The 17,338-nt window shown below is 71.7% G+C and carries 15 protein-coding genes and 1 other RNA gene; 11 read left to right on the top strand and 5 right to left on the bottom strand.

Translation table 11 applies throughout. From position 1 onward, the window contains the following. Window positions 1–6: 6 nt before the first annotated feature. The 4 genes from AC06E6_RS00885 to AC06E6_RS00900 are packed head-to-tail and all read right to left on the bottom strand — an operon-like array spanning window position 7 to window position 4,016. Complete coding sequence (locus AC06E6_RS00885; RefSeq protein ID WP_478059953.1) at window positions 7–1,386, bottom strand: FAD-binding oxidoreductase; 1,380 nt, start codon at window positions 1,384–1,386, stop codon at window positions 7–9. Further along, on the bottom strand, window positions 1,383–1,925 hold the full coding sequence (locus AC06E6_RS00890; protein WP_478059955.1) for a metal-dependent hydrolase: 543 nt from the start codon (window positions 1,923–1,925) through the stop codon (window positions 1,383–1,385). The genes AC06E6_RS00885 and AC06E6_RS00890 overlap by 4 nt, the downstream gene beginning before the upstream one ends. Next, window positions 1,925–2,299 carry a YraN family protein gene (locus AC06E6_RS00895; RefSeq protein ID WP_104939608.1) on the bottom strand — a complete coding sequence of 125 codons (375 nt, stop codon included), beginning with the start codon at window positions 2,297–2,299 and terminating at the stop codon, window positions 1,925–1,927. The genes AC06E6_RS00890 and AC06E6_RS00895 overlap by 1 nt, the downstream gene beginning before the upstream one ends. Further along, a complete protein-coding gene (locus AC06E6_RS00900; protein ID WP_240213255.1) occupies window positions 2,289–4,016 on the bottom strand; it encodes a penicillin-binding protein activator in 1,728 nt (575 codons plus the stop codon). Before AC06E6_RS00900 ends, AC06E6_RS00895 begins: the two co-directional genes overlap by 11 nt. Window positions 4,017–4,097: 81 nt before the next feature. Here AC06E6_RS00900 and rsmI point away from each other — a divergent pair, with 81 nt between their 5' ends. Both rsmI and rnpB read left to right on the top strand, forming a co-directional pair. Further along, complete coding sequence (gene rsmI / locus AC06E6_RS00905) at window positions 4,098–4,922, top strand: 16S rRNA (cytidine(1402)-2'-O)-methyltransferase (protein ID WP_478059957.1); 825 nt, start codon at window positions 4,098–4,100, stop codon at window positions 4,920–4,922. Window positions 4,923–5,083: 161 nt separating this feature from the next. Beyond that, window positions 5,084–5,435, top strand: an RNA gene (gene rnpB, locus AC06E6_RS00910) — RNase P RNA component class A. A gap of 660 nt (window positions 5,436–6,095) precedes the next feature. Here rnpB and AC06E6_RS00915 read toward each other — a convergent pair. Beyond that, window positions 6,096–6,860 (bottom strand): NRDE family protein, encoded by a 765-nt coding sequence (locus AC06E6_RS00915; RefSeq protein WP_478059959.1) that lies wholly within the window; start codon window positions 6,858–6,860, stop codon window positions 6,096–6,098. A gap of 288 nt (window positions 6,861–7,148) precedes the next feature. On the opposite strand from AC06E6_RS00915, the gene mraZ reads away from it, so the two are divergent. From mraZ to murG, 9 genes are all read left to right on the top strand, one after another. Further along, window positions 7,149–7,637 carry a division/cell wall cluster transcriptional repressor MraZ gene (gene mraZ, locus AC06E6_RS00920; RefSeq protein WP_104939605.1) on the top strand — a complete coding sequence of 163 codons (489 nt, stop codon included), beginning with the start codon at window positions 7,149–7,151 and terminating at the stop codon, window positions 7,635–7,637. A gap of 14 nt (window positions 7,638–7,651) precedes the next feature. Then, on the top strand, window positions 7,652–8,638 hold the full coding sequence (gene rsmH / locus AC06E6_RS00925) for a 16S rRNA (cytosine(1402)-N(4))-methyltransferase RsmH (RefSeq protein WP_104939604.1): 987 nt from the start codon (window positions 7,652–7,654) through the stop codon (window positions 8,636–8,638). Next, window positions 8,635–8,898, top strand: coding sequence for a cell division protein FtsL (gene ftsL / locus AC06E6_RS00930; protein WP_054667605.1), 264 nt, complete (start codon window positions 8,635–8,637; stop codon window positions 8,896–8,898). Before rsmH ends, ftsL begins: the two co-directional genes overlap by 4 nt. 115 nt (window positions 8,899–9,013) lie before the next feature. After that, window positions 9,014–10,873 (top strand): peptidoglycan D,D-transpeptidase FtsI family protein, encoded by a 1,860-nt coding sequence (locus AC06E6_RS00935; protein WP_313248133.1) that lies wholly within the window; start codon window positions 9,014–9,016, stop codon window positions 10,871–10,873. Continuing rightward, window positions 10,870–12,414 carry a UDP-N-acetylmuramoyl-L-alanyl-D-glutamate--2,6-diaminopimelate ligase gene (locus AC06E6_RS00940; RefSeq protein ID WP_478059962.1) on the top strand — a complete coding sequence of 515 codons (1,545 nt, stop codon included), beginning with the start codon at window positions 10,870–10,872 and terminating at the stop codon, window positions 12,412–12,414. The genes AC06E6_RS00935 and AC06E6_RS00940 overlap by 4 nt, the downstream gene beginning before the upstream one ends. Continuing rightward, entirely contained in the window at window positions 12,411–13,793 is a 1,383-nt protein-coding gene (locus AC06E6_RS00945; protein WP_478059964.1) for a UDP-N-acetylmuramoyl-tripeptide--D-alanyl-D-alanine ligase, read from the top strand. Before AC06E6_RS00940 ends, AC06E6_RS00945 begins: the two co-directional genes overlap by 4 nt. Beyond that, entirely contained in the window at window positions 13,783–14,868 is a 1,086-nt protein-coding gene (gene mraY / locus AC06E6_RS00950; RefSeq protein WP_104939600.1) for a phospho-N-acetylmuramoyl-pentapeptide-transferase, read from the top strand. The genes AC06E6_RS00945 and mraY overlap by 11 nt, the downstream gene beginning before the upstream one ends. Next, complete coding sequence (ftsW, locus tag AC06E6_RS00955) at window positions 14,868–16,175, top strand: putative lipid II flippase FtsW (protein WP_104939599.1); 1,308 nt, start codon at window positions 14,868–14,870, stop codon at window positions 16,173–16,175. Before mraY ends, ftsW begins: the two co-directional genes overlap by 1 nt. Beyond that, window positions 16,175–17,302 carry an undecaprenyldiphospho-muramoylpentapeptide beta-N-acetylglucosaminyltransferase gene (murG, locus tag AC06E6_RS00960; RefSeq protein ID WP_478059967.1) on the top strand — a complete coding sequence of 376 codons (1,128 nt, stop codon included), beginning with the start codon at window positions 16,175–16,177 and terminating at the stop codon, window positions 17,300–17,302. Before ftsW ends, murG begins: the two co-directional genes overlap by 1 nt. The last annotated feature ends 36 nt before the right edge of the window (window positions 17,303–17,338 follow it).

Raw genomic sequence — 17,338 nt, forward strand, 5'->3', positions numbered from 1 at the left:
ACGGGCCTACGCGGGGGGCAGTACCTTGCCCGGATTGAGGATGCCGTCCGGGTCCAGCGCCTGCTTGATCGCGCGCATCGCCGCCAGCGTGGCCGGGGTAAAGGCCTGCGCCATGAAATCGCGCTTGGCCAGGCCGATGCCGTGCTCGCCGGACAGGGTGCCCCCCAGCCCGAGCGCCAGTGCGAACACCTCCGGCAGCGCGGCGTGCGCGCGCGCGTTCTCGCCGGGGTCATCGGGGTGGTAGAGGATGTTCACGTGCAGGTTGCCGTTGCCGGCATGGCCGAAGGTGACGATGGGCAGCGCGAAGCGCGCCGACAGCGCCTGCACCCCGGCCACCAGTTCGGGGATGCGCGAGACGGGCACCACCACGTCCTCGTTGATCTTGCCCGGCGCGATGCTCTTCAGCGCTGGCGACAATGCGCGCCGCGCCGCCCACAGCCGCTCGCGCGCGCTGCCGTCCATCGCCACGTCCAGCGCCAGCAGGCCCTCGCCCTCGGCCGCCTGGGCCAGCGCGTGCAGGCTGTTGGGCAGGGTGTCGTCATCGCCGTCGGCGTCGATCAGCAGCATCGCGCCGGCATCGGGCACCTGCGCGCCGTTGCCGCGCAGCAGTTCCAGGCTGCGCGCGTCCATGAACTCCAGCGTGGTCGGGGTGGCCGGCTGTGCCATCACCCGCGACACCGCCGCCGCGGCGCTGGACGCGTCGCGGTAGAGCACGCGCAGCCCGGCCTGCGCGCGTGGCCGCGGCGCCAGCCTGAGCGTGGCTTCGACGATCAGCGCCAGCGTGCCCTCGCTGCCGACCAGCAGGTGGGTGAGGTCGTAGCCGGTGGCGTCCTTGGTCCACGGGCCGCCGCATTCGATCAGTTCGCCGGCGCCGGTCACCGCCACCAGCCCGAGCACGTTGTCGCGGGTGGTGCCGTACTTCACCGCGCGCGGGCCGCCGGCATTGGTGGCCAGGTTGCCGCCGATGCTGCAGCTCTCGAAGCTGGACGGGTCCGGCGGCCAGAACAGGCCATGCGGCATCAGCGCCTGCTGCAGCTCGCCGTTGAGCACGCCTGGCTCGACCACGGCGCAGCGGTCGCCGGGGCGCAGCGCGAGGATGCGGTTCATGCGCGCGAACGACAGCACGATGCCGCCTGCGACCGGCACCGCGGCGCCGGTGGTGCCGGTGCCGGCGCCGCGCCCGACCAGCGGCACGCCGTGCGCGCGGCACGCCCGCACGATGGCCTGCACCTGCGCGCGGTCCTCCGGCAGCGCCACGCCCAGCGGCAGCGCGTGCCGCCAGGAATTGTCCTGTGCGTGCGCGGCCAGGGCGGCGGGGTCGGTGCGCCAGTGCGCGCCGAGCAGGTCGGCGAGCGTCTGGTCGAATGCGGCGGGCAGGGCGGTCATGGGGTGCGGGAACCGGCAGGGGAACGGGAGTGGATCAGGCGCCAGCCGAGTACCGCCAGCGCCAGCGGCAGCCACACCCAGCGCAGTTCGGACAGCACGGTGTGCAGGCCGCGTGCGCTGAAGAAGCCATTGGCGAAGGGCGAAACGCGGATCGGCCGCCACGGGGCGAACAGGCGCGCGTCGCTCCACGGCCACCCCAGCGCGACGCCGAGGCCGCCGGAAGTGAGCGCGTCGAGCAGCGGGTGCGACAGCGCGCAGGCGAAGACGAAGCCAGCCGCCTGCGCCGGCCCCGCGCGCAGCGGCCGGTGCAGGGCCAGTGCCAGCGCCGCCAGCACCGCGCAGAACAGCAGCGAATGGCTGGCGCCACGATGGCCGAAGGCATCGGCATAAGGAATATGCAGGGCAAACGCCAGCACGTCGGCATCGGGCAGCACCGCGGCGACGATGCCGGCGCAGAGCAGCCGCGCGGAGATGCGGCCGCGCCGGCTGGCGCAGTACAGGGCCAGCGGCACGGCGGCATGGCTGAACACGCTGGGCATCAGCTGTCGTCGGCGCGGAAGGCGTCGCGCAGCCAGTGCAGCTGCGGCGGCTCGCCACTGGCTTCGACCACGTCGAAGCGGCACGGTGCCTGCGCGTGGGCGGGGTGCGCGCCCAGGTACAGCTGTGCGGCCAGCAGCAGGCGCCGGCGCTTGCCGGCATCCACCGAGGCGGCGCCGCCGCCGAACGCGCGGCTGCGGCGGTAGCGCACTTCCACGAAGACGATGCCGCCGGTGGCCGGGTCCGCCATCACCAGGTCGAGTTCGCCACCGCGGTAGCGGACGTTGCCGGCGAGCCAGCGCAGGCCGGCCTGCTCCAGGTGGCGGCGCGCGGCGGCTTCCACCGCGGCGCCGCGTGCGGCCTGGTCAGCGGCCATCACCGATCGGCACCGGCTGGCCGGCGCTGAAGGTGGACCACGCCGGGGTGCGCAGCACGTTGCCGAAGCCGTCCAGGTGCAGGGTGCCGGTGGCGCCGGCCAGGCCGCCCTGGGTGCTGTTGGCCAGCTTTTCCAGGTAGGCGGAGATCTTCCAGGCGTCGAACCCGAAAGCGAACAGGCGCGCGGCGGCACCACGCGCGGTCGGCAGGGTGGCGGCCAGCTCGCTGGCCGCGGGCAGGCCCGCCGCGCCACGTACCGTCCATGCTTCGCTGGGGAACGCGATGCCGTCCAGCGCCATGTCCTCCTCGGCCTTGCCGGTGCCCGACACCAGCTGCGAGGTGCCCACGCGGGTGGCGCCACCGATGCCGGCCAGCGCCAGCTGCGGTGCCAGCGCCCGTGCCTGCGGGCCCTTGACCGCCAGGAACACCGCGTCCACCGCGCCGGCCTGGCGCAGGCGCGCGCCGATGTCGCCGGGGGCGTCGCCGACGGTGAGGCTGGCGACCACCTTGCCGCCGCGCTCGGCAAAGCGCTCGCCGAAGGCGGCGGTGGCGCGGCGGCCGTTGTCGTCGTTGCTGCCGATCACCAGCACCTTGCCGCGCTCGCGCGCCAACAGGTATTCGGCGGCCATGATGCCGTCGTCCTCCGGTGCCAGCGAAAAACCGGCGCTGCCCGCGGGCGGGCTGTCCTTGCCACGGTTGAGCGCCAGCAGCGGCACCTGCAGCGGCTCGCGGCCGAACAGTGCGTCGACCTCGTCGCGGCCGAGCGGGCCGACCACGAAATCGGCGCCGCCGGCCACCGCCTTGTCGTAGGCGGCGATGGCGCCGGCCGGGGTGCCGCGGGTGTCGATGAAATCGACCTGCGGGCGGCGCCGGTACTCGCCGTAGTAACCGGCCAGCAGGCCATCGCGCACCGGCGCGGCGGCCGTGGCCAGGGTGCCGGACAGCGGCAGCAGCACCGCCATCTTCAACGGCGGGCGATAGCCGTCGGCGTCGGCCGGCGGGCGCTTGCTGGTATCCAGCTGCCACGCGGCATCGCGCTCGAACGGACGCGGCAGCGGCAGGCCGCGGCCGATCAGCGCGCGCCCTGCATGGTTGTAGAGCGGGTCGCCGGCCGCCAGCGCGGCGCTGCGGCTGGCCAGGGTGGCGTCGTCCAGCCCGGCCAGCAGGCGGGTGATGGCGCGCTGGTTGTCGGTACGCGCGGCACCGGCCAGCAGCACGCCGGCACGGGCGCGGGCTGCGGCCGCGGCGAAGGCGTCGCCGTTGGCTTCCAGTGCCTGGCCGCGGGCCAGGTGCCAGCGCGCCTGCTGCGCCGCCGGCAACAGGTCGGGCTGCTGCGTGCCCAGCGCCTGCAGTGCGGCGGCCGGCTGCTTGTCGGCCAGCGCCAGTTCCGCGCCCAGCAGGGCATGGCGCTGGCGGCTGGCGCCGCTCAGCTGGCGCGCCTGCACCTGCGGCAGCAGCATGCGCGCGCGCGCATCGTCGTTGGCCTCGTGCCAGGCGAACGCGGCATCAGCCAGCAACTGCGCCTTTGCGGCGCCGCGGACCAGCGCGGCTTCGGCTTCCAGCTGCTGCGCGGCTTCGCGCGGTTTGCCCTGTTCGAGCAGGGCGATGGCGGCCTGCTGCCCCGGCGAGGTGGTCGGTGCCGGGCCGGTGGTGGCGCAAGCGGCCAACAGCAGCAGCGACAGGGACAGGGCGGTGATCCGTGCGGCGGGCTTGTTCATTCGGGGTCCGTTCAACGGCACGCGGCGGCGCCGGGTGGGTGACACGGTAGGATTCTACCCTTGCCCATGGAAAAGCCGATGATGCCCGCCACCCCCGCCACCCTGTACGTTGTCGCCACCCCGATCGGCAACCTCGCCGACCTGAGTCCGCGCGCGCAGGAGGTACTGCGGTCGGTGGCCGCGATCTGCGCCGAGGACACGCGCCATACCGGTCAGCTGCTCTCGCACTTCGGCATCAGCCGGCCGCTGGTGGCGCTGCACGACCACAACGAGGAAGCGATGGCCGAGCGCGTGGTGGCGCGCCTGCTCGGCGGTGAATCGATGGCGGTGGTGAGCGACGCCGGCACCCCGCTGGTCAGCGACCCCGGCTTCCGCCTGGTGCGCGCGGCGCGTGCGGCCGGGGTGAAGGTCAGCCCGGTGCCCGGCGCCTGCGCGGCGATCGCCGCCTTGAGCGTGGCCGGCCTGCCCAGCGACCGGTTCGTGTTCGAGGGCTTCCTGCCGGCCAAGGCCGCGGCCCGCCGCGAACGCCTGCAGCGCCTGGCCGGTGAAACCGGCACCCTGGTGTTCTACGAATCCTCGCACCGCATCGCCGAGTCGCTGGCCGACATGGCCGCCGCGTTCGGCGATGAACGCCCGGCGGTGGTCGCGCGCGAACTGACCAAGCTGTTCGAAACCGTGCTCGATGGCACCCTGGCGCAACTGCGCGCGGCGGTCGACGCCGACGACAACCAGCGCAAGGGCGAGTTCGTGGTGATGGTGCAGGGCGCGGCCGACGACGAAGCGGCGAAGATCGCCGAAGGCCGCCGGCTGCATGCCCGGCTCAAGGAACACCTGCCGCCGTCCACCGCGGCCAAGCTCGCCGCCGAACTGAGCGGCGCGCCGCGCAAGCTGCTGTACGGCGGTTGAGGCCGCGCCCTGGCGCGGGCGCGGGTGGGGCGCCGCCTGCTGCCCGGGGCCGGGGCAGCCGCCGCGGCGACAGGCCGCGCATGCCGGAACCTGAAGTCTGTCCGGCGGACTTTCGCGGTAATGCCCGCAGCGCCGCCGCCAGCACGTACAATGCGCGCGGCGGAGTCGGCCGGACAGTCGCGTCGTTCCTTCGGGAACGCCGAGGAAAGTCCGGGCTCCACAGGGCAAGGTGCCAGGTAACGCCTGGGCGGCGCGAGCCGACGGAAAGTGCAACAGAAAGATACCGCCTACGTCTCCTTCGGGAGGCCGGTAAGGGTGAAATGGTGCGGTAAGAGCGCACCGCGAGTCCGGCAACGGACCGGCACGGCAAACCCCACCTGGAGCAAGACCAAATAGGGACCTAATGGCGTGGCCCGCGTCGGGTCCGGGTAGGTTGCTCGAGCGTCACGGTGACGTGGCGCCTAGAAGAATGACTGTCCACGACAGAACCCGGCTTACAGGCCGGCTCCGCCGCTTTTCCCGCCTGCTGGGCGGGAAAAGCCCCACAGTTTTGTACCGCGGAGGCGGTACAAAACTGTGGGCCCCGGGCCCTTTGCCCTCCACAACCCCGCGCCTGTCGGCGCGCCCCCTTTACTAAAGGGGGCTGTGGCTCCGGTTGCATGGCTTTGCTCGCTTCGCATCGCGTTCGGCCGGCGTAAGAGCGGCCTGATCCTCGCGCTGGTCGTGGTGCGGAGTTGCTGCTGCGGATGCATGGCTTTGCTCGCTTCGCATCGCGTCTGGCAGGCGTAGGAGCGGTCTGATTCTTGCGGTGGTCGTGGTGTGGAGCCGCTGCGCCGGTGGCATGGCTATGCTCGCGTCGCGTCGCGTCGGGCAGGTGTAGGAGCGGGCTGGTCCTTGCGCTGGTCGTGGTCTGGAGCCGCTGCGCCGGCGGCATGGCTTTGCTCGCTTCGCATCGCGTCTGGCAGGTGTAGAAGCGGGCTGGTCCTTGCGCTGGTCGTGGTGTGGAGCTGCTGCTCCGGTGGCATGGCTTCGCTCGCTTCGCGTCGCGTCGGGCAGGTGTTGAAGTGGTCTGATTCTTGCGCTGGCCGTGATGGGTGGCGCTGCTTCGGTGGCGTGGCTTGCCCGCTTCGCATCGGGGTGGGTGCGTGGGGCGATACGCGTGCCGCGGTGTGGTCAGGGCGCGATATCCAGCCGGCTGTGGCCCAGGAACACGCCTTGCGGGCCGAAGCGGCGTTCGGCGATGAAGCCGTGGCCGTCGTGGTCGATGGCGATCACGGTGCTGGCGCGGGTGCCGTAGTCCTGGCCGCGGATGAAGGCGGCCGACAGCAGGCGCTCCAGCGGCAGGGCGATGCCGGTCGCCGGCAGTTCGGCGTCGTCCGGGCGCCATTCGTCGGCGAGCGCGGCCCACAGGTCGTCCAGCGGCGGGTCGTCCCGTCCCAGCCAGTCCTCCAGCGCGGCCGCCAGGCGCCGGGTTTTCGGCCACGGCGCGTCGAGCGCGCCGTTGGACATGCCGTGCACGCCCGGTGCCAGGGCCTGCCGTGCCGGCGGGTGGTTGCCCAGGTAGTGGCAGCCGTCGGGGTCGGCCAGCAGCAGGTTGAACGGTGCGTAGTCGCCGGCCCGGGCTGCCAGCCGCTCGACCTGCCCGGCCGCGGAGGGGCCGGCGCCGGCCAGGTAGTCGGCCACCAGGGCGCCGCGCGACGGTCCGCCGCTGGCGGCGCCCGGGTCGCGCACATTGGTGATCACCGCCACGCGGCCGTTGCCGCCGATGCCCATCCAGGTGCCGCCCGAGCGCAGGTCGCGGCCGGCGACCACGTCCTCGTGCGGCGCCGGCCAGCGCGCCAGGGCCGCGCTCGGGCGGGCGTGGAACTCGTCGCGGTTGCCTGCCATGAACAGGCGCCAGCGGGGGTGGGATTTCCAGGCGAGCGCGACCAGGCACATGGCGCCAGTGTGCCTGCCTGCGCGGGTCGCGGCCACGGCGCGCTGAATGGTGGGCCTGCCCGGGCAGCGTTTTCACGCGGCTTCCACACGCCTGAATTTCCTTGAAATCTCAAAATTTGAGACGAAACAGCAACTTGTGGATAAAGTTTGAACAAGTCTCTAAAGATCGGCGCAAGCCCTTGATGCGAATGACGATTTTGCCCGCTAAAAGTTGTTGACAAGCCTTCGCCCGCTGCTAAGGTGGTCATCCGAGGGAAAACCGGGTTTTTTGTGGTTTTCCGTGGTTCAATGACCGCCCAGGCGACATCAGGCACTGAAGGTAGAGACGGCGTGTTTCAAGGCGAGACGGCCATCACGGTTGACGACAAGGGACGCATGGCGGTGCCCACCGCCTACCGCGACCTGGTCGCGCGTGCCAGCGGCAACCGCCTGGTGCTGACCTACAACCCGTTCGAAGCCGGGTGCCTGTGGCTGTACGCCGAGCAGGAGTGGGAGCGGGTGCGCGACGACGTGATGGCCAAGCCCAACACCCAGCGCGTGGTGCGCACCCTGCAGCAGAAACTTGTCGGCTCGGCCGCCCATCTGGAACTGGATGGCAATGGCCGCATCAGCCTGCCGTCGAGCCACCGCAACGCGGTCGGCATCGAGAAGAAGGCGGTGCTGATGGGCATGGGCGACAAGTTCGAACTATGGAGCGAGCAAGCGCATCGCGCACTGATCCAGCAGACGTTGTCTGACGAGGATCTGGGCGATGGGCTGCTCGATCTGAAGTTGTGAGCCGGGGTGCCCGGGTGCGCGGTCAAGCGCAGGCCGGTCACCCTCCGGTGTCGCAGCCGCCGGCGGCTCACCTGCCGGTGCTGTACACCCAGGTCCTGCAGGGCCTGAGGGTGATCGAGGACGGTACCTATCTGGACGGCACGTTCGGCCGTGGCGGTCACGCCGGCGGCGTGCTGCGCCAGCTCGGCGCGCATGGCCGCCTGCTGGTGATGGACAAGGATCCGGAAGCCATCGCCGTGGCCGAGCGTGATTTCGCGCCGGACCCGCGCGTGGCGATCCATCGCGGCAGCTTCGCCGACCTGCTGGGCTGGAGCGAGACCGCTGCCGGCCTGGATGGCGTGCTGTTCGACCTGGGCGTGTCTTCGCCGCAGCTGGACGTGGCCGAGCGCGGTTTCAGTTTCGGCAAGGACGGTCCGCTGGACATGCGCATGGACCCGGACGCGGGCGAAAGCGCGGCGCAGTGGCTCAACCGCGCCGAGGAGCGCGAGATCGCCGACGTGCTGTGGACCTACGGCGAGGAGCGGCAGAGCCGCCGCATCGCCCGCGCCATCGTCCAGTACCGCAGCGCCAGGCAGCCGTTCTCGCGCACCGCCGAGCTGGCCGAGCTGATCGCGTCGGTGATGCCGCGCGGCAAGGACAAGATCCACCCGGCCACGCGCAGCTTCCAGGCCATCCGCATCCACATCAACCGCGAGCTGGCCGACCTGGAGGCCGGGCTGGACGCGGCGCTGGCGCGGCTCAAGCCCGGTGGCCGGCTGGCGGTGATCAGCTTCCATTCGCTGGAAGACCGCATCGTCAAGCAGTTCATGAACCGCCACGCCAAGGCGCCGCCGAGCAACCGCCGGCTGCCGGAAGTGCAGGCGTTCGTGCCGACCCTGGACCTGGTCGGCGGCGCCATCAAGGCCGGGGACGACGAGCTGGCGGCCAACCCGCGCGCGCGCAGCGCGGTGCTGCGGGTGGCGGAAAAGCGCGCGCCGGCCACCGCCGGGGGCGCCGCATGAGCCGGCTGCTGCTGGTGGTACTGCTGGCCTGCACGATCGCCTCGGCGATCGGCGTGGTGTTCATGCGCCACCGCCACCGCCAGCTGTTCGTGGAGCTGTCGCGGCTGGAGCACGCGCGCGACGAACTCAATATCGAATTCGGCCGCCTGCAGCTGGAGCAGGCCACCCTGGCCCAGGCCACCCGCGTGGACCAGGAAGCGCGCGGGCGCCTGGGCATGAAGTTCCCGGAAGCCGGCGACATCGTGGTGGTGCGGCCATGAGCACGCGCCAGGACACCCGTTGCGCATGGCGACGCCGCCCGCAGGGTGGCGCAGGGCTGGTTTGTGCCCCTGCAGAACCGGCATTCCCGCCGTCCATGGCGGCCAGGGGTGCGCGATGAACGCCCCCCGCCGCAACCGCAACCGCAGCCAGTTCAACCTGCGCAGCCGCATGCTGATGGTCGGCGCGGGCCTGGGCCTGTGTGCGGTGACCCTGGTCGGCCGCGCCGCTTACGTGCAGCTGGTCAACAGCGATTTCTACCAGCGCCAGGGCGAAGCGCGTTACCTGCGCGAAGTGCCCATCGCCACCTCGCGCGGCATGATCACCGACCGCAACGGCGAGCCGGTGGCGGTGTCCACCCCGGTCGCCTCGATCTGGGTCAATCCGCAGGAGCTGCTGCGCGCGCCCGGACGCATCCCCGAGCTGGCGCAGGCGCTGTCGCTGCCGGTGGACGAGCTGACCGCCAAGCTCACGCAGAAGGCCGACAAGGAGTTCATGTACCTGCGCCGGCGCATGAACCCGGACGTGGCCGAGCAGATCGTCGCGCTGAAGATTCCCGGCGTGTTCGCGCAGCGCGAGTTCCGCCGCTATTACCCGCAGGGCGAGGCGATGGCCCACGTGCTGGGCTTCACCAACATCGACGACCACGGCCAGGAAGGGCTGGAGCTGGCGTTCGACGAATGGCTGCGCGGCAAGCCCGGCGCCAAGAAGGTGATCCGCGACCGCAAGGGCGCGATCGTGGAGAGCATCGACCTGGTGCGCGCCGCCGAGCCCGGCAAGGACCTGACCCTCAGCATCGACCGGCGCATCCAGTTCCTGGCCATGCGCGAGCTGCGCAACGCGGTCACCGCCAATGAAGCCGCCGGCGGTTCCATCGTGATCATGGACGTGGCCACCGGCGAGATCCTGGCCATGGCCAACCTGCCGACCTACAACCCGAACTCGGTCAGCGGGGCGACCCCGGATGCGCGCCGCAACCGCGCCGTGACCGACCTGGTCGAGCCGGGTTCGACGATGAAGCCGCTGACCATCGCCACCGCGCTGCAGCACCGCGTGGTCACCCCGGACACCATCATCGACACCAACCCCGGCTATCTGTCGCTGGGGCGCTATACGATCCGCGACGTGCCGCGCAACAACGGCGTGCTCAACGTCACCGGGGTGATCACCCGCAGCTCCAACATCGGCGCGGCCAAGATCGTGGCGCGGCTGCCGGACCAGACCTTCTACGACGCGGTGCGCGCCTTCGGTTACGGCGTGGCGCCGCACAGCGGCTTCCCGGGCGAATCGGCCGGCGTGGTGCCGTCGCCGGGCAGCCCGGGCTGGTACGGCACCACCAAGACCACCATGTCCTACGGCTACGGCCTGTCGGTGACGCCGCTGCAGATCGCGCAGGCCTACTCGGCGCTGGCCAACGGCGGCCGCGTGATCCAGCCGACCTTCGTCAAGGGCCAGCACAACGAAGCGCGCCAGGTGATCGAACCGGCGGTCGCGCAGGAAGTGGTGCGGATGATGGAGACGGTGGTGACCCAGGGCGGTGCCAAGCAGGCGGCGATCCTGGGTTACCACGTTGCCGGCAAGACCGGTACCGCGCGCAAGAACGGCCCCAACGGCTACGAACGCGGCCACTACAACCTGCTGTTCGCCGGCGTGGTGCCGGCCACCAACCCGCGCTTCGCCGCGGTGATCGTGGTCAACGACCCGCGCGGCAGGCTGCAGTACGGCGGCCTGGTATCCGCGCCGGTGTTCCACCACGTGATGGAGGGCACCCTGCGGCTGATGGACGTGCCGCCGGACGACATCCAGTCGTGGCTGGCGGCGCAGGCCGCGGGCAAGGTCGGCGGCAACCCGCTCCACAACCCGGCCACGCTGCCGGTGCCGCAGGACCCGGCCGAGCCCAATATCGACGCCGAGTTCAACGCCGCCATTCCCACCGCCACCGCGCCGCAGCCGGTCACGCCGGAGGTGCGCCAGTGAGCCGCACGATGCCGCTTTCGCAGCTGCTGCCCGACCTGGCCCTGGCCCGTGATCCGCAGATCGGCGGGCTGGTGCTGGACTCGCGCCAGGTGCGCCCCGGCGATGCCTTCGTCGCCATCGCCGGTTTCGGCGCGCATGGGCTGGGCTTCGTCGAGCAGGCCCGGGCCGCCGGCGCCAGCGCCATCCTGTTCGACCCGCCGGCGCCGGCGGAACTGCCGGCACCGGCCGATGCCATCGCCGTGCCCGGCCTGCGCCGGCGCATGGGCGCGATGGCCGACCAGTTCCACGGCCACCCCTCGCGCGCGATGACCATGGTCGGCGTGACCGGCACCAACGGCAAGACCTCGACCGTGCAGCTGCTGTCGCAGGCCTGGCACCTGCTAGGCATCCGCAGCGGCAGCATCGGCACGCTCGGCGTCGGCCTGTATGGCGACGTGGTGCCGACCGGCTTCACCACGCCGCTGGTGCTGCAGATGCATGAAGTACTGGCGCGGCTGCGCGACCAGGGCGCGCAGGCGGTGGCGATGGAAGTCAGCTCGCATGCGCTGGACCAGGGCCGCGTCGATGCCGTGCATTACGACGTGGCGGTGTTCACCAATCTCACCCGCGACCATCTGGACTACCACGGCGACATGGCCAGCTACGGCGCGGCCAAGGCGCGGCTGTTCCACCGCGACGGGCTGAAGGCGGCGGTCGTCAACCTGGATGACGCGTTCGGCCGCGAACTGGTCGGCACGCTCGCCAGTGGCGTGCGCGCCATCGGCGTGAGCTCGACCGGGCAGGCCGGCGCCACGGTCCGTGCCGAGGCCCTGGTGCTGGACGGGCAGGGCATCGGCTTCGACCTGGTGATCGGCGGCGAGCGCCACCCGCTGCGCTCGCCGCTGCTGGGCCGCTTCAACGTCGACAACCTGCTGGCGGTGGCCGGCGCGCTGCACGCGCTGGGCCAGCCGGCGGCGACCATCGCCGGCGTGCTCGGCCGGCTGCAGCCGATCCGCGGCCGCATGAACCGCCTCGGCGGGCAGGGCGAGCCGACCGTGGTCATCGATTACGCGCACACCCCCGACGCGCTGGAGCAGGCGCTGCGCAGCCTGCACGGCCACCTCGACGGCCGCCTGCTGTGCGTGTTCGGCTGCGGTGGCGAGCGCGATACCGGCAAGCGTCCGCAGATGGCGGCCATCGCCCAGGCCCATGCCGACGTGGTGTTCGTCACCGACGACAACCCGCGCGGCGAGGATGGCGACGGCATCGTCGCCGACATCATGGCCGGCTTCGCCGCGCACGCCGAAGCGGCGCGCCGGCCCACCGAAATACACGTACAGCGCGACCGTGCGCGCGCCATCGGCGCGGCCATCGCCCAGGCTGGCCCCGGCGACATCGTGCTGGTCGCCGGCAAGGGGCACGAGCCCTACCAGGAGATCGCAGGCATCAAGCATCCATTCGACGACACCGACGTCGCCTCGCGCGCGCTGGCCAACCGCCGCCAGGGCGTGCGTGCCACGCACGGCTCCAACGACGGCCAGACCGCGGGAGGTGCCCGATGAAGCGCACCCCGTTGTCGCTGATCGCGCACTGGGCCGGCGGCGAACTGCATGGCGAGGATGCGAGCATCGACGCCATCGGCAACGACAGCCGCACGCTGGCGCCGGGCAGCCTGTACCTGGCCCTGCGCGGCGAGCGCTTCGACGGCCACGATTTCGCCGCCAGCGCCGTGGACAACGGCGCCAGCGCACTGCTGGTCGAGCGCCTGCTGCCGCTGGACGTGCCGCAGGTGGTGGTCGCCGACGCCGAACGCGCGCTGGCCCGGATCGCCACCGCGATGCAGCGCGACCGCGCCACCCGCGTGTTCGCCATCACCGGCAGCAACGGCAAGACCAGCGTCAAGACCCTGCTGCTGGCCATCCTGCAACACGTGGCGATGGTCGAGGGCCGCCAGGTCTACGCCACCCCGGGCAACCGCAACAACGAGATCGGCATGCCGCTGGCGGTGATCGACGCGCCGGAAGACGCCGATTTCGCGATCTACGAGATGGGCACCGGCAAGCCGGGCGACATCGCCTACCTGACCGCCATCGCCGCGCCGGACGTGGCGCTGGTCAACAACGTCGCGCCCGCGCACCTGGAGCGCATGGGCAGCCTGCTGGAGATCGCCAACACCAAGGCGGCGGTCTATGACGACCTGCGCGAAGGCGGGGTGGCCGTGGTCAACGCCGACGACGCGTTCGCCCCGTTCTTCGCCGAGCGTGCCGGCGCCCATCGCGTGCTCCGCTTCGGCCTGGAAGCCAGCGCCGACGTCACCGCCAGCGCCATCGTGCTGGCCGAAGCCGGTTCGCGTTTCCGCCTGCACGCGCCGCAGGGCGAGACCGAGGTGGCGCTGCAGCTGCCGGGCCGGCACAACGTGCTCAATGCGCTGGCCGCCGCATCGCTGGCGCTGGCCGCCGGCATCGCCCTGCCGCGGGTGGCCGAGGGCCTGGCGCAGGCGCGCCCGGTGGCCGGCCGCCAGGTCGCGCATGTGCTGCCCGGCGGCGCGGTGCTGGTCGACGACAGCTACAACGCCAACCCGGGTTCGCTGGCCGCGGCGATCGCCGCGCTGGCCGCGGGCAAGGAAGACGCCTGGCTGGTGCTGGGCGACATGCGCGAGCTCGGCCCCGATGCCGAGGCGCTGCATGCGCAGGCCGGCCGCCGCGCGCGCGCAGCCGGGCTCAAGCGGCTGTATGCGCTGGGGCCGCTGAGCGCCGCCGCCGCCGCCGCGTTCGGCGAGGGCGGGCGCCATTTCGACAGCCACGCCGCGCTCGCCGCGGCGCTGGAAACCGACCTTCATGCTGGCGTGCGGTGCCTGGTCAAGGGCTCGCGCGGCAGCGCCATGGACAAGATCGTGACCGCGCTGCTCAAGCGTGGCGAGGACACACCGCATGTTGCTTGAACTGGCCCGTTGGCTGCAGCAGCTGGACGACCTGTTCCGGTTGTTCAACTACCTCACCTTCCGCGGCATCCTCGCCGCGCTGACCGCACTCGGACTGTCGCTGTGGCTGGGGCCGGCGGCGATCCGCCGCCTGGCGCAGCTCAAGGGCGGGCAGCCGATCCGCAAGGACGGCCCGCAGTCGCACTTCTCCAAGGCCGGTACCCCGACCATGGGCGGCGGCCTGATCCTGCTGTCGGTGCTGCTGTCGGTGCTGCTGTGGGGCGACCTGCGCAACCGCTACGTGTGGCTGGTGATGGCGGTGATGCTGTGCTTCGGCGCCATCGGCTGGTACGACGACTGGATCAAGATCGCCAGGCGCGACCCCAACGGCCTGAAGTCGCGCTGGAAATACCTGCTGCAGTCGATCTTCGGCCTCGGCGCCGGCCTGTTCCTGTTCCATACCGCCGACGTGCCGGCGGCGCTGACCCTGTACATCCCGATGTTCAAGGCCATCGCGCTGCCGCTGGCTGGGATCAGCTTCGTCGCCATCGCCTACTTCTGGATCGTCGGCTTCTCCAACGCGGTCAACCTGACCGACGGCCTGGACGGGCTGGCGATCATGCCGACCGTGCTGGTCGCCTGCGCGCTGGGCGTGTTCGCCTACGCCTCGGGCAACGCGGTGTTCTCCAGCTACCTGCAGATCCCGCAGATCCCCGGGGCCGGCGAGCTGGTCATCATCTGCGCGGCGATCGCCGGCGCCGGGCTCGGCTTCCTGTGGTTCAACACCTACCCGGCCATGGTGTTCATGGGTGACGTCGGCGCGCTGGCGCTGGGCGCGGTGCTGGGCACCATCGCGGTGATCGTGCGCCAGGAGCTGGTGCTGGTGGTGATGGGCGGCGTGTTCGTGATCGAGACGCTGTCGGTGATGATCCAGGTGGCCAGCTTCAAGCTGACCGGCAAGCGCGTGTTCCGGATGGCGCCGATCCACCACCACTTCGAACTCAAGGGCTGGCCCGAGCCCCGGGTGATCGTGCGCTTCTGGATCATCTCGGTGGTGCTGGTGCTGATCGGACTGGCGACGCTGAAGGTGCGCTGATGGACGATACCGCGCGCCAGGCAACCCGGCTCGAAGCGATCGGCGGCCACTACGACAAGTGGCTGCTGGGCGCGGCCGTGGCGCTGGCGTCGCTGGGCATCGTGATGGTCGCCTCCAGCTCCATCGCGCTCACCCAGAGCCCGTTCTACTACCTGACCCGGCACCTGGTGTTCATCGGCATCGGCGTGGCGCTGGCGGCGGTGGCCATGCGGGTGGAGCTGCGCGACGTCGAGAAGTACAACCACCTGCTGCTGCTGGGCTGCTTCGCGCTGCTGGTGGTGGTGTTCGTGCCCGGCCTGGGCAGCACCGTCAACGGCGCGCGCCGCTGGATCAACCTGGGCGTGTCCAAGTTCCAGACGGTCGAGGCGGTCAAGGTGCTGTACATCATCTGGCTGTCCAGCTACCTGGTGCGCTTCCGCGACGAGGTCAACGCCACCTGGCAGGCGATGCTCAAGCCGGTGGGCGTGGTCGGCGTGCTGGTGGTGCTGCTGCTGCTGCAGCCGGACTTCGGTTCGTCGATGCTGCTGCTGGGCATCACCACCTGCATGCTGGTGCTGGGCGGCGCGCAGCTCAAGCGCATCGTGCTGCCGGTGCTGCTGATGCTGCCGGCGCTGGTGCTGCTGGTGATCTTCGAGCCGTACCGCATGCGCCGCGTGACCTCGTTCATGGACCCGTGGGAAGACCAGCTGGGTTCGGGCTACCAGCTGTCCAACGCGCTGATGGCGATCGGCCGCGGCGAATGGACCGGGGTGGGCCTGGGCGCGTCCATCCAGAAGCTCAACTACCTGCCCGAGTCGCATACCGACTTCATCTTCTCAGTGATCGCCGAGGAGCTGGGCTTCGCCGGCGTGTGCACGATCATCGCGCTGTACGCGCTGCTGGTCGGCCGTGCGTTCTGGCTGGGCATGCGCTGCATCGAGATGCGCCGCCACTTCTCCGGCTACATCGCCTTCGGCGTGGGCCTGTGGATCGGCCTGCAGACCTTCGTGTCGATCGGCGTGAACCTGGGCATGCTGCCGACCAAGGGCCTGACCCTGCCGCTGATCTCCTCCGGCGGTTCCAGCGTGATGATGACCTGCGTGGCGGTCGGCGTGCTGCTGCGCGTGTCGTGGGAATACAACCGCGCGGTGCGCCGCCAGGAAGTGCGCGATGACGCCGACGTGGCCGACGTGCCGGCGGACGCCGCCGCGCAGCCGGCCGAGCCGGCCACCGCCAGCGCGATCGCCGCGGCCATGCAGGCCGGTGCCGCGCGCGGCACCAGCCGCATGCAGCAGCGGGTCGAACCGACCTTCGGGAGGATCGCGTGATGACGCAACCCTCGCAGCATCCTTCGCAGCCGCAGGCGGCGACGCCAGCGCAAGGCACCCCGCGGCCGGTGCTGATCATGGCCGGCGGCACCGGTGGGCACATCTTCCCGGGGCTGGCCGTGGCGCGGGTGCTGCGCGAGCGTGGCATCCCGGTGACCTGGCTCGGCGCCGAGGGCGCGATGGAAACCCGGCTGGTGCCGCAGCACGGCATCGCCATCGACACGCTGGCGATCTCCGGCCTGCGCGGCAAGGGCAAGCTGGCGCTGCTGGCGGCGCCGCTGCGGGTGCTGCGCGCGATCCGCGCCGCCGGCTTCATCCTGCGCGAGCGCAACCCGCGCGCGGTCGTGGCGTTCGGCGGCTTCGCCTCCGGGCCCGGCGGCATGGCGGCGCGCCTGCACGGGCTGCCGTTGCTGGTGCACGAACAGAACCGCGCGCCGGGCATGACCAACCGCATCCTGTCGCGCTTCGCGCGGCGCCTGCTGACCGGCTTCCCCGGCAGCTTCGCCAGCGGCGAAGAGGTCGTCGGCAACCCGGTGCGCGCCGAGATCGCCGCGCTGCCGGCGCCGGAGCAGCGCCTGGCCGGCCGCAGCGGCCCGATGCGGGTGCTGGTGCTGGGCGGCAGCCAGGGCGCGCGCGCGCTCAACAACGCGGTGCCCAAAGCGCTGGCCGCGCTGGTCGGCAGCGTCGCCATCGAGGTCTGGCACCAGTGCGGTGAAAAGCTGCTCGACGAGGCGCGCCGGTCCTACCGCGATGCCGGCGTCGACGGCCGCGTCGATGCCTTCATCCAGGACATGGCCGCGGCCTATGCCTGGGCCGACCTGGTGGTGTGCCGTTCCGGCGCGTCGACCCTGGCCGAACTGTGCGCGGTGGGCGTCGGCAGCGTGCTGGTGCCGTTCGCCGCGGCGGTCGACGACCACCAGACCCGCAACGCCGAATACCTGGTCGAGCGCGGCGCCGCCGAACTGCTGAAGCAGGACGACGCGCTGGCCACCCACCTGGAGGGCGTGCTGCGCGCGCTCGCCGCCACTCCCGCCCGACGCATGCAGATGGCCCAGGCCGCGCGTGCGCTGGCCAAGGCCGATGCGGCCGAACGCATCGCCGACATCATCCTCGAGGAAGCAGCATGAACACGGCACCGCGCACCCGCGCCCGCCTCGCCGGAG

This window comes from Stenotrophomonas sp. Steno-Z10-HUANG (assembly GCF_056393075.1).

Excerpts from the sequence above, each read along its gene's own strand:
- AC06E6_RS00885 (WP_478059953.1), bottom strand. The coding sequence starts at position 1,386 with ATGACCGCCCTGCCCGCCGCATTCGACCAGACGCTCGCCGACCTGCTC.
- AC06E6_RS00890 (WP_478059955.1), bottom strand. The coding sequence starts at position 1,925 with ATGCCCAGCGTGTTCAGCCATGCCGCCGTGCCGCTGGCCCTGTACTGC.
- AC06E6_RS00895 (WP_104939608.1), bottom strand. The coding sequence starts at position 2,299 with ATGGCCGCTGACCAGGCCGCACGCGGCGCCGCGGTGGAAGCCGCCGCG.
- AC06E6_RS00900 (WP_240213255.1), bottom strand. The coding sequence starts at position 4,016 with ATGAACAAGCCCGCCGCACGGATCACCGCCCTGTCCCTGTCGCTGCTG.
- rsmI (WP_478059957.1), top strand. The coding sequence starts at position 4,098 with ATGCCCGCCACCCCCGCCACCCTGTACGTTGTCGCCACCCCGATCGGC.
- AC06E6_RS00915 (WP_478059959.1), bottom strand. The coding sequence starts at position 6,860 with ATGTGCCTGGTCGCGCTCGCCTGGAAATCCCACCCCCGCTGGCGCCTG.
- mraZ (WP_104939605.1), top strand. The coding sequence starts at position 7,149 with ATGACCGCCCAGGCGACATCAGGCACTGAAGGTAGAGACGGCGTGTTT.
- ftsL (WP_054667605.1), top strand. The coding sequence starts at position 8,635 with ATGAGCCGGCTGCTGCTGGTGGTACTGCTGGCCTGCACGATCGCCTCG.
- AC06E6_RS00935 (WP_313248133.1), top strand. The coding sequence starts at position 9,014 with ATGAACGCCCCCCGCCGCAACCGCAACCGCAGCCAGTTCAACCTGCGC.
- AC06E6_RS00945 (WP_478059964.1), top strand. The coding sequence starts at position 12,411 with ATGAAGCGCACCCCGTTGTCGCTGATCGCGCACTGGGCCGGCGGCGAA.
- mraY (WP_104939600.1), top strand. The coding sequence starts at position 13,783 with ATGTTGCTTGAACTGGCCCGTTGGCTGCAGCAGCTGGACGACCTGTTC.
- ftsW (WP_104939599.1), top strand. The coding sequence starts at position 14,868 with ATGGACGATACCGCGCGCCAGGCAACCCGGCTCGAAGCGATCGGCGGC.
- murG (WP_478059967.1), top strand. The coding sequence starts at position 16,175 with ATGACGCAACCCTCGCAGCATCCTTCGCAGCCGCAGGCGGCGACGCCA.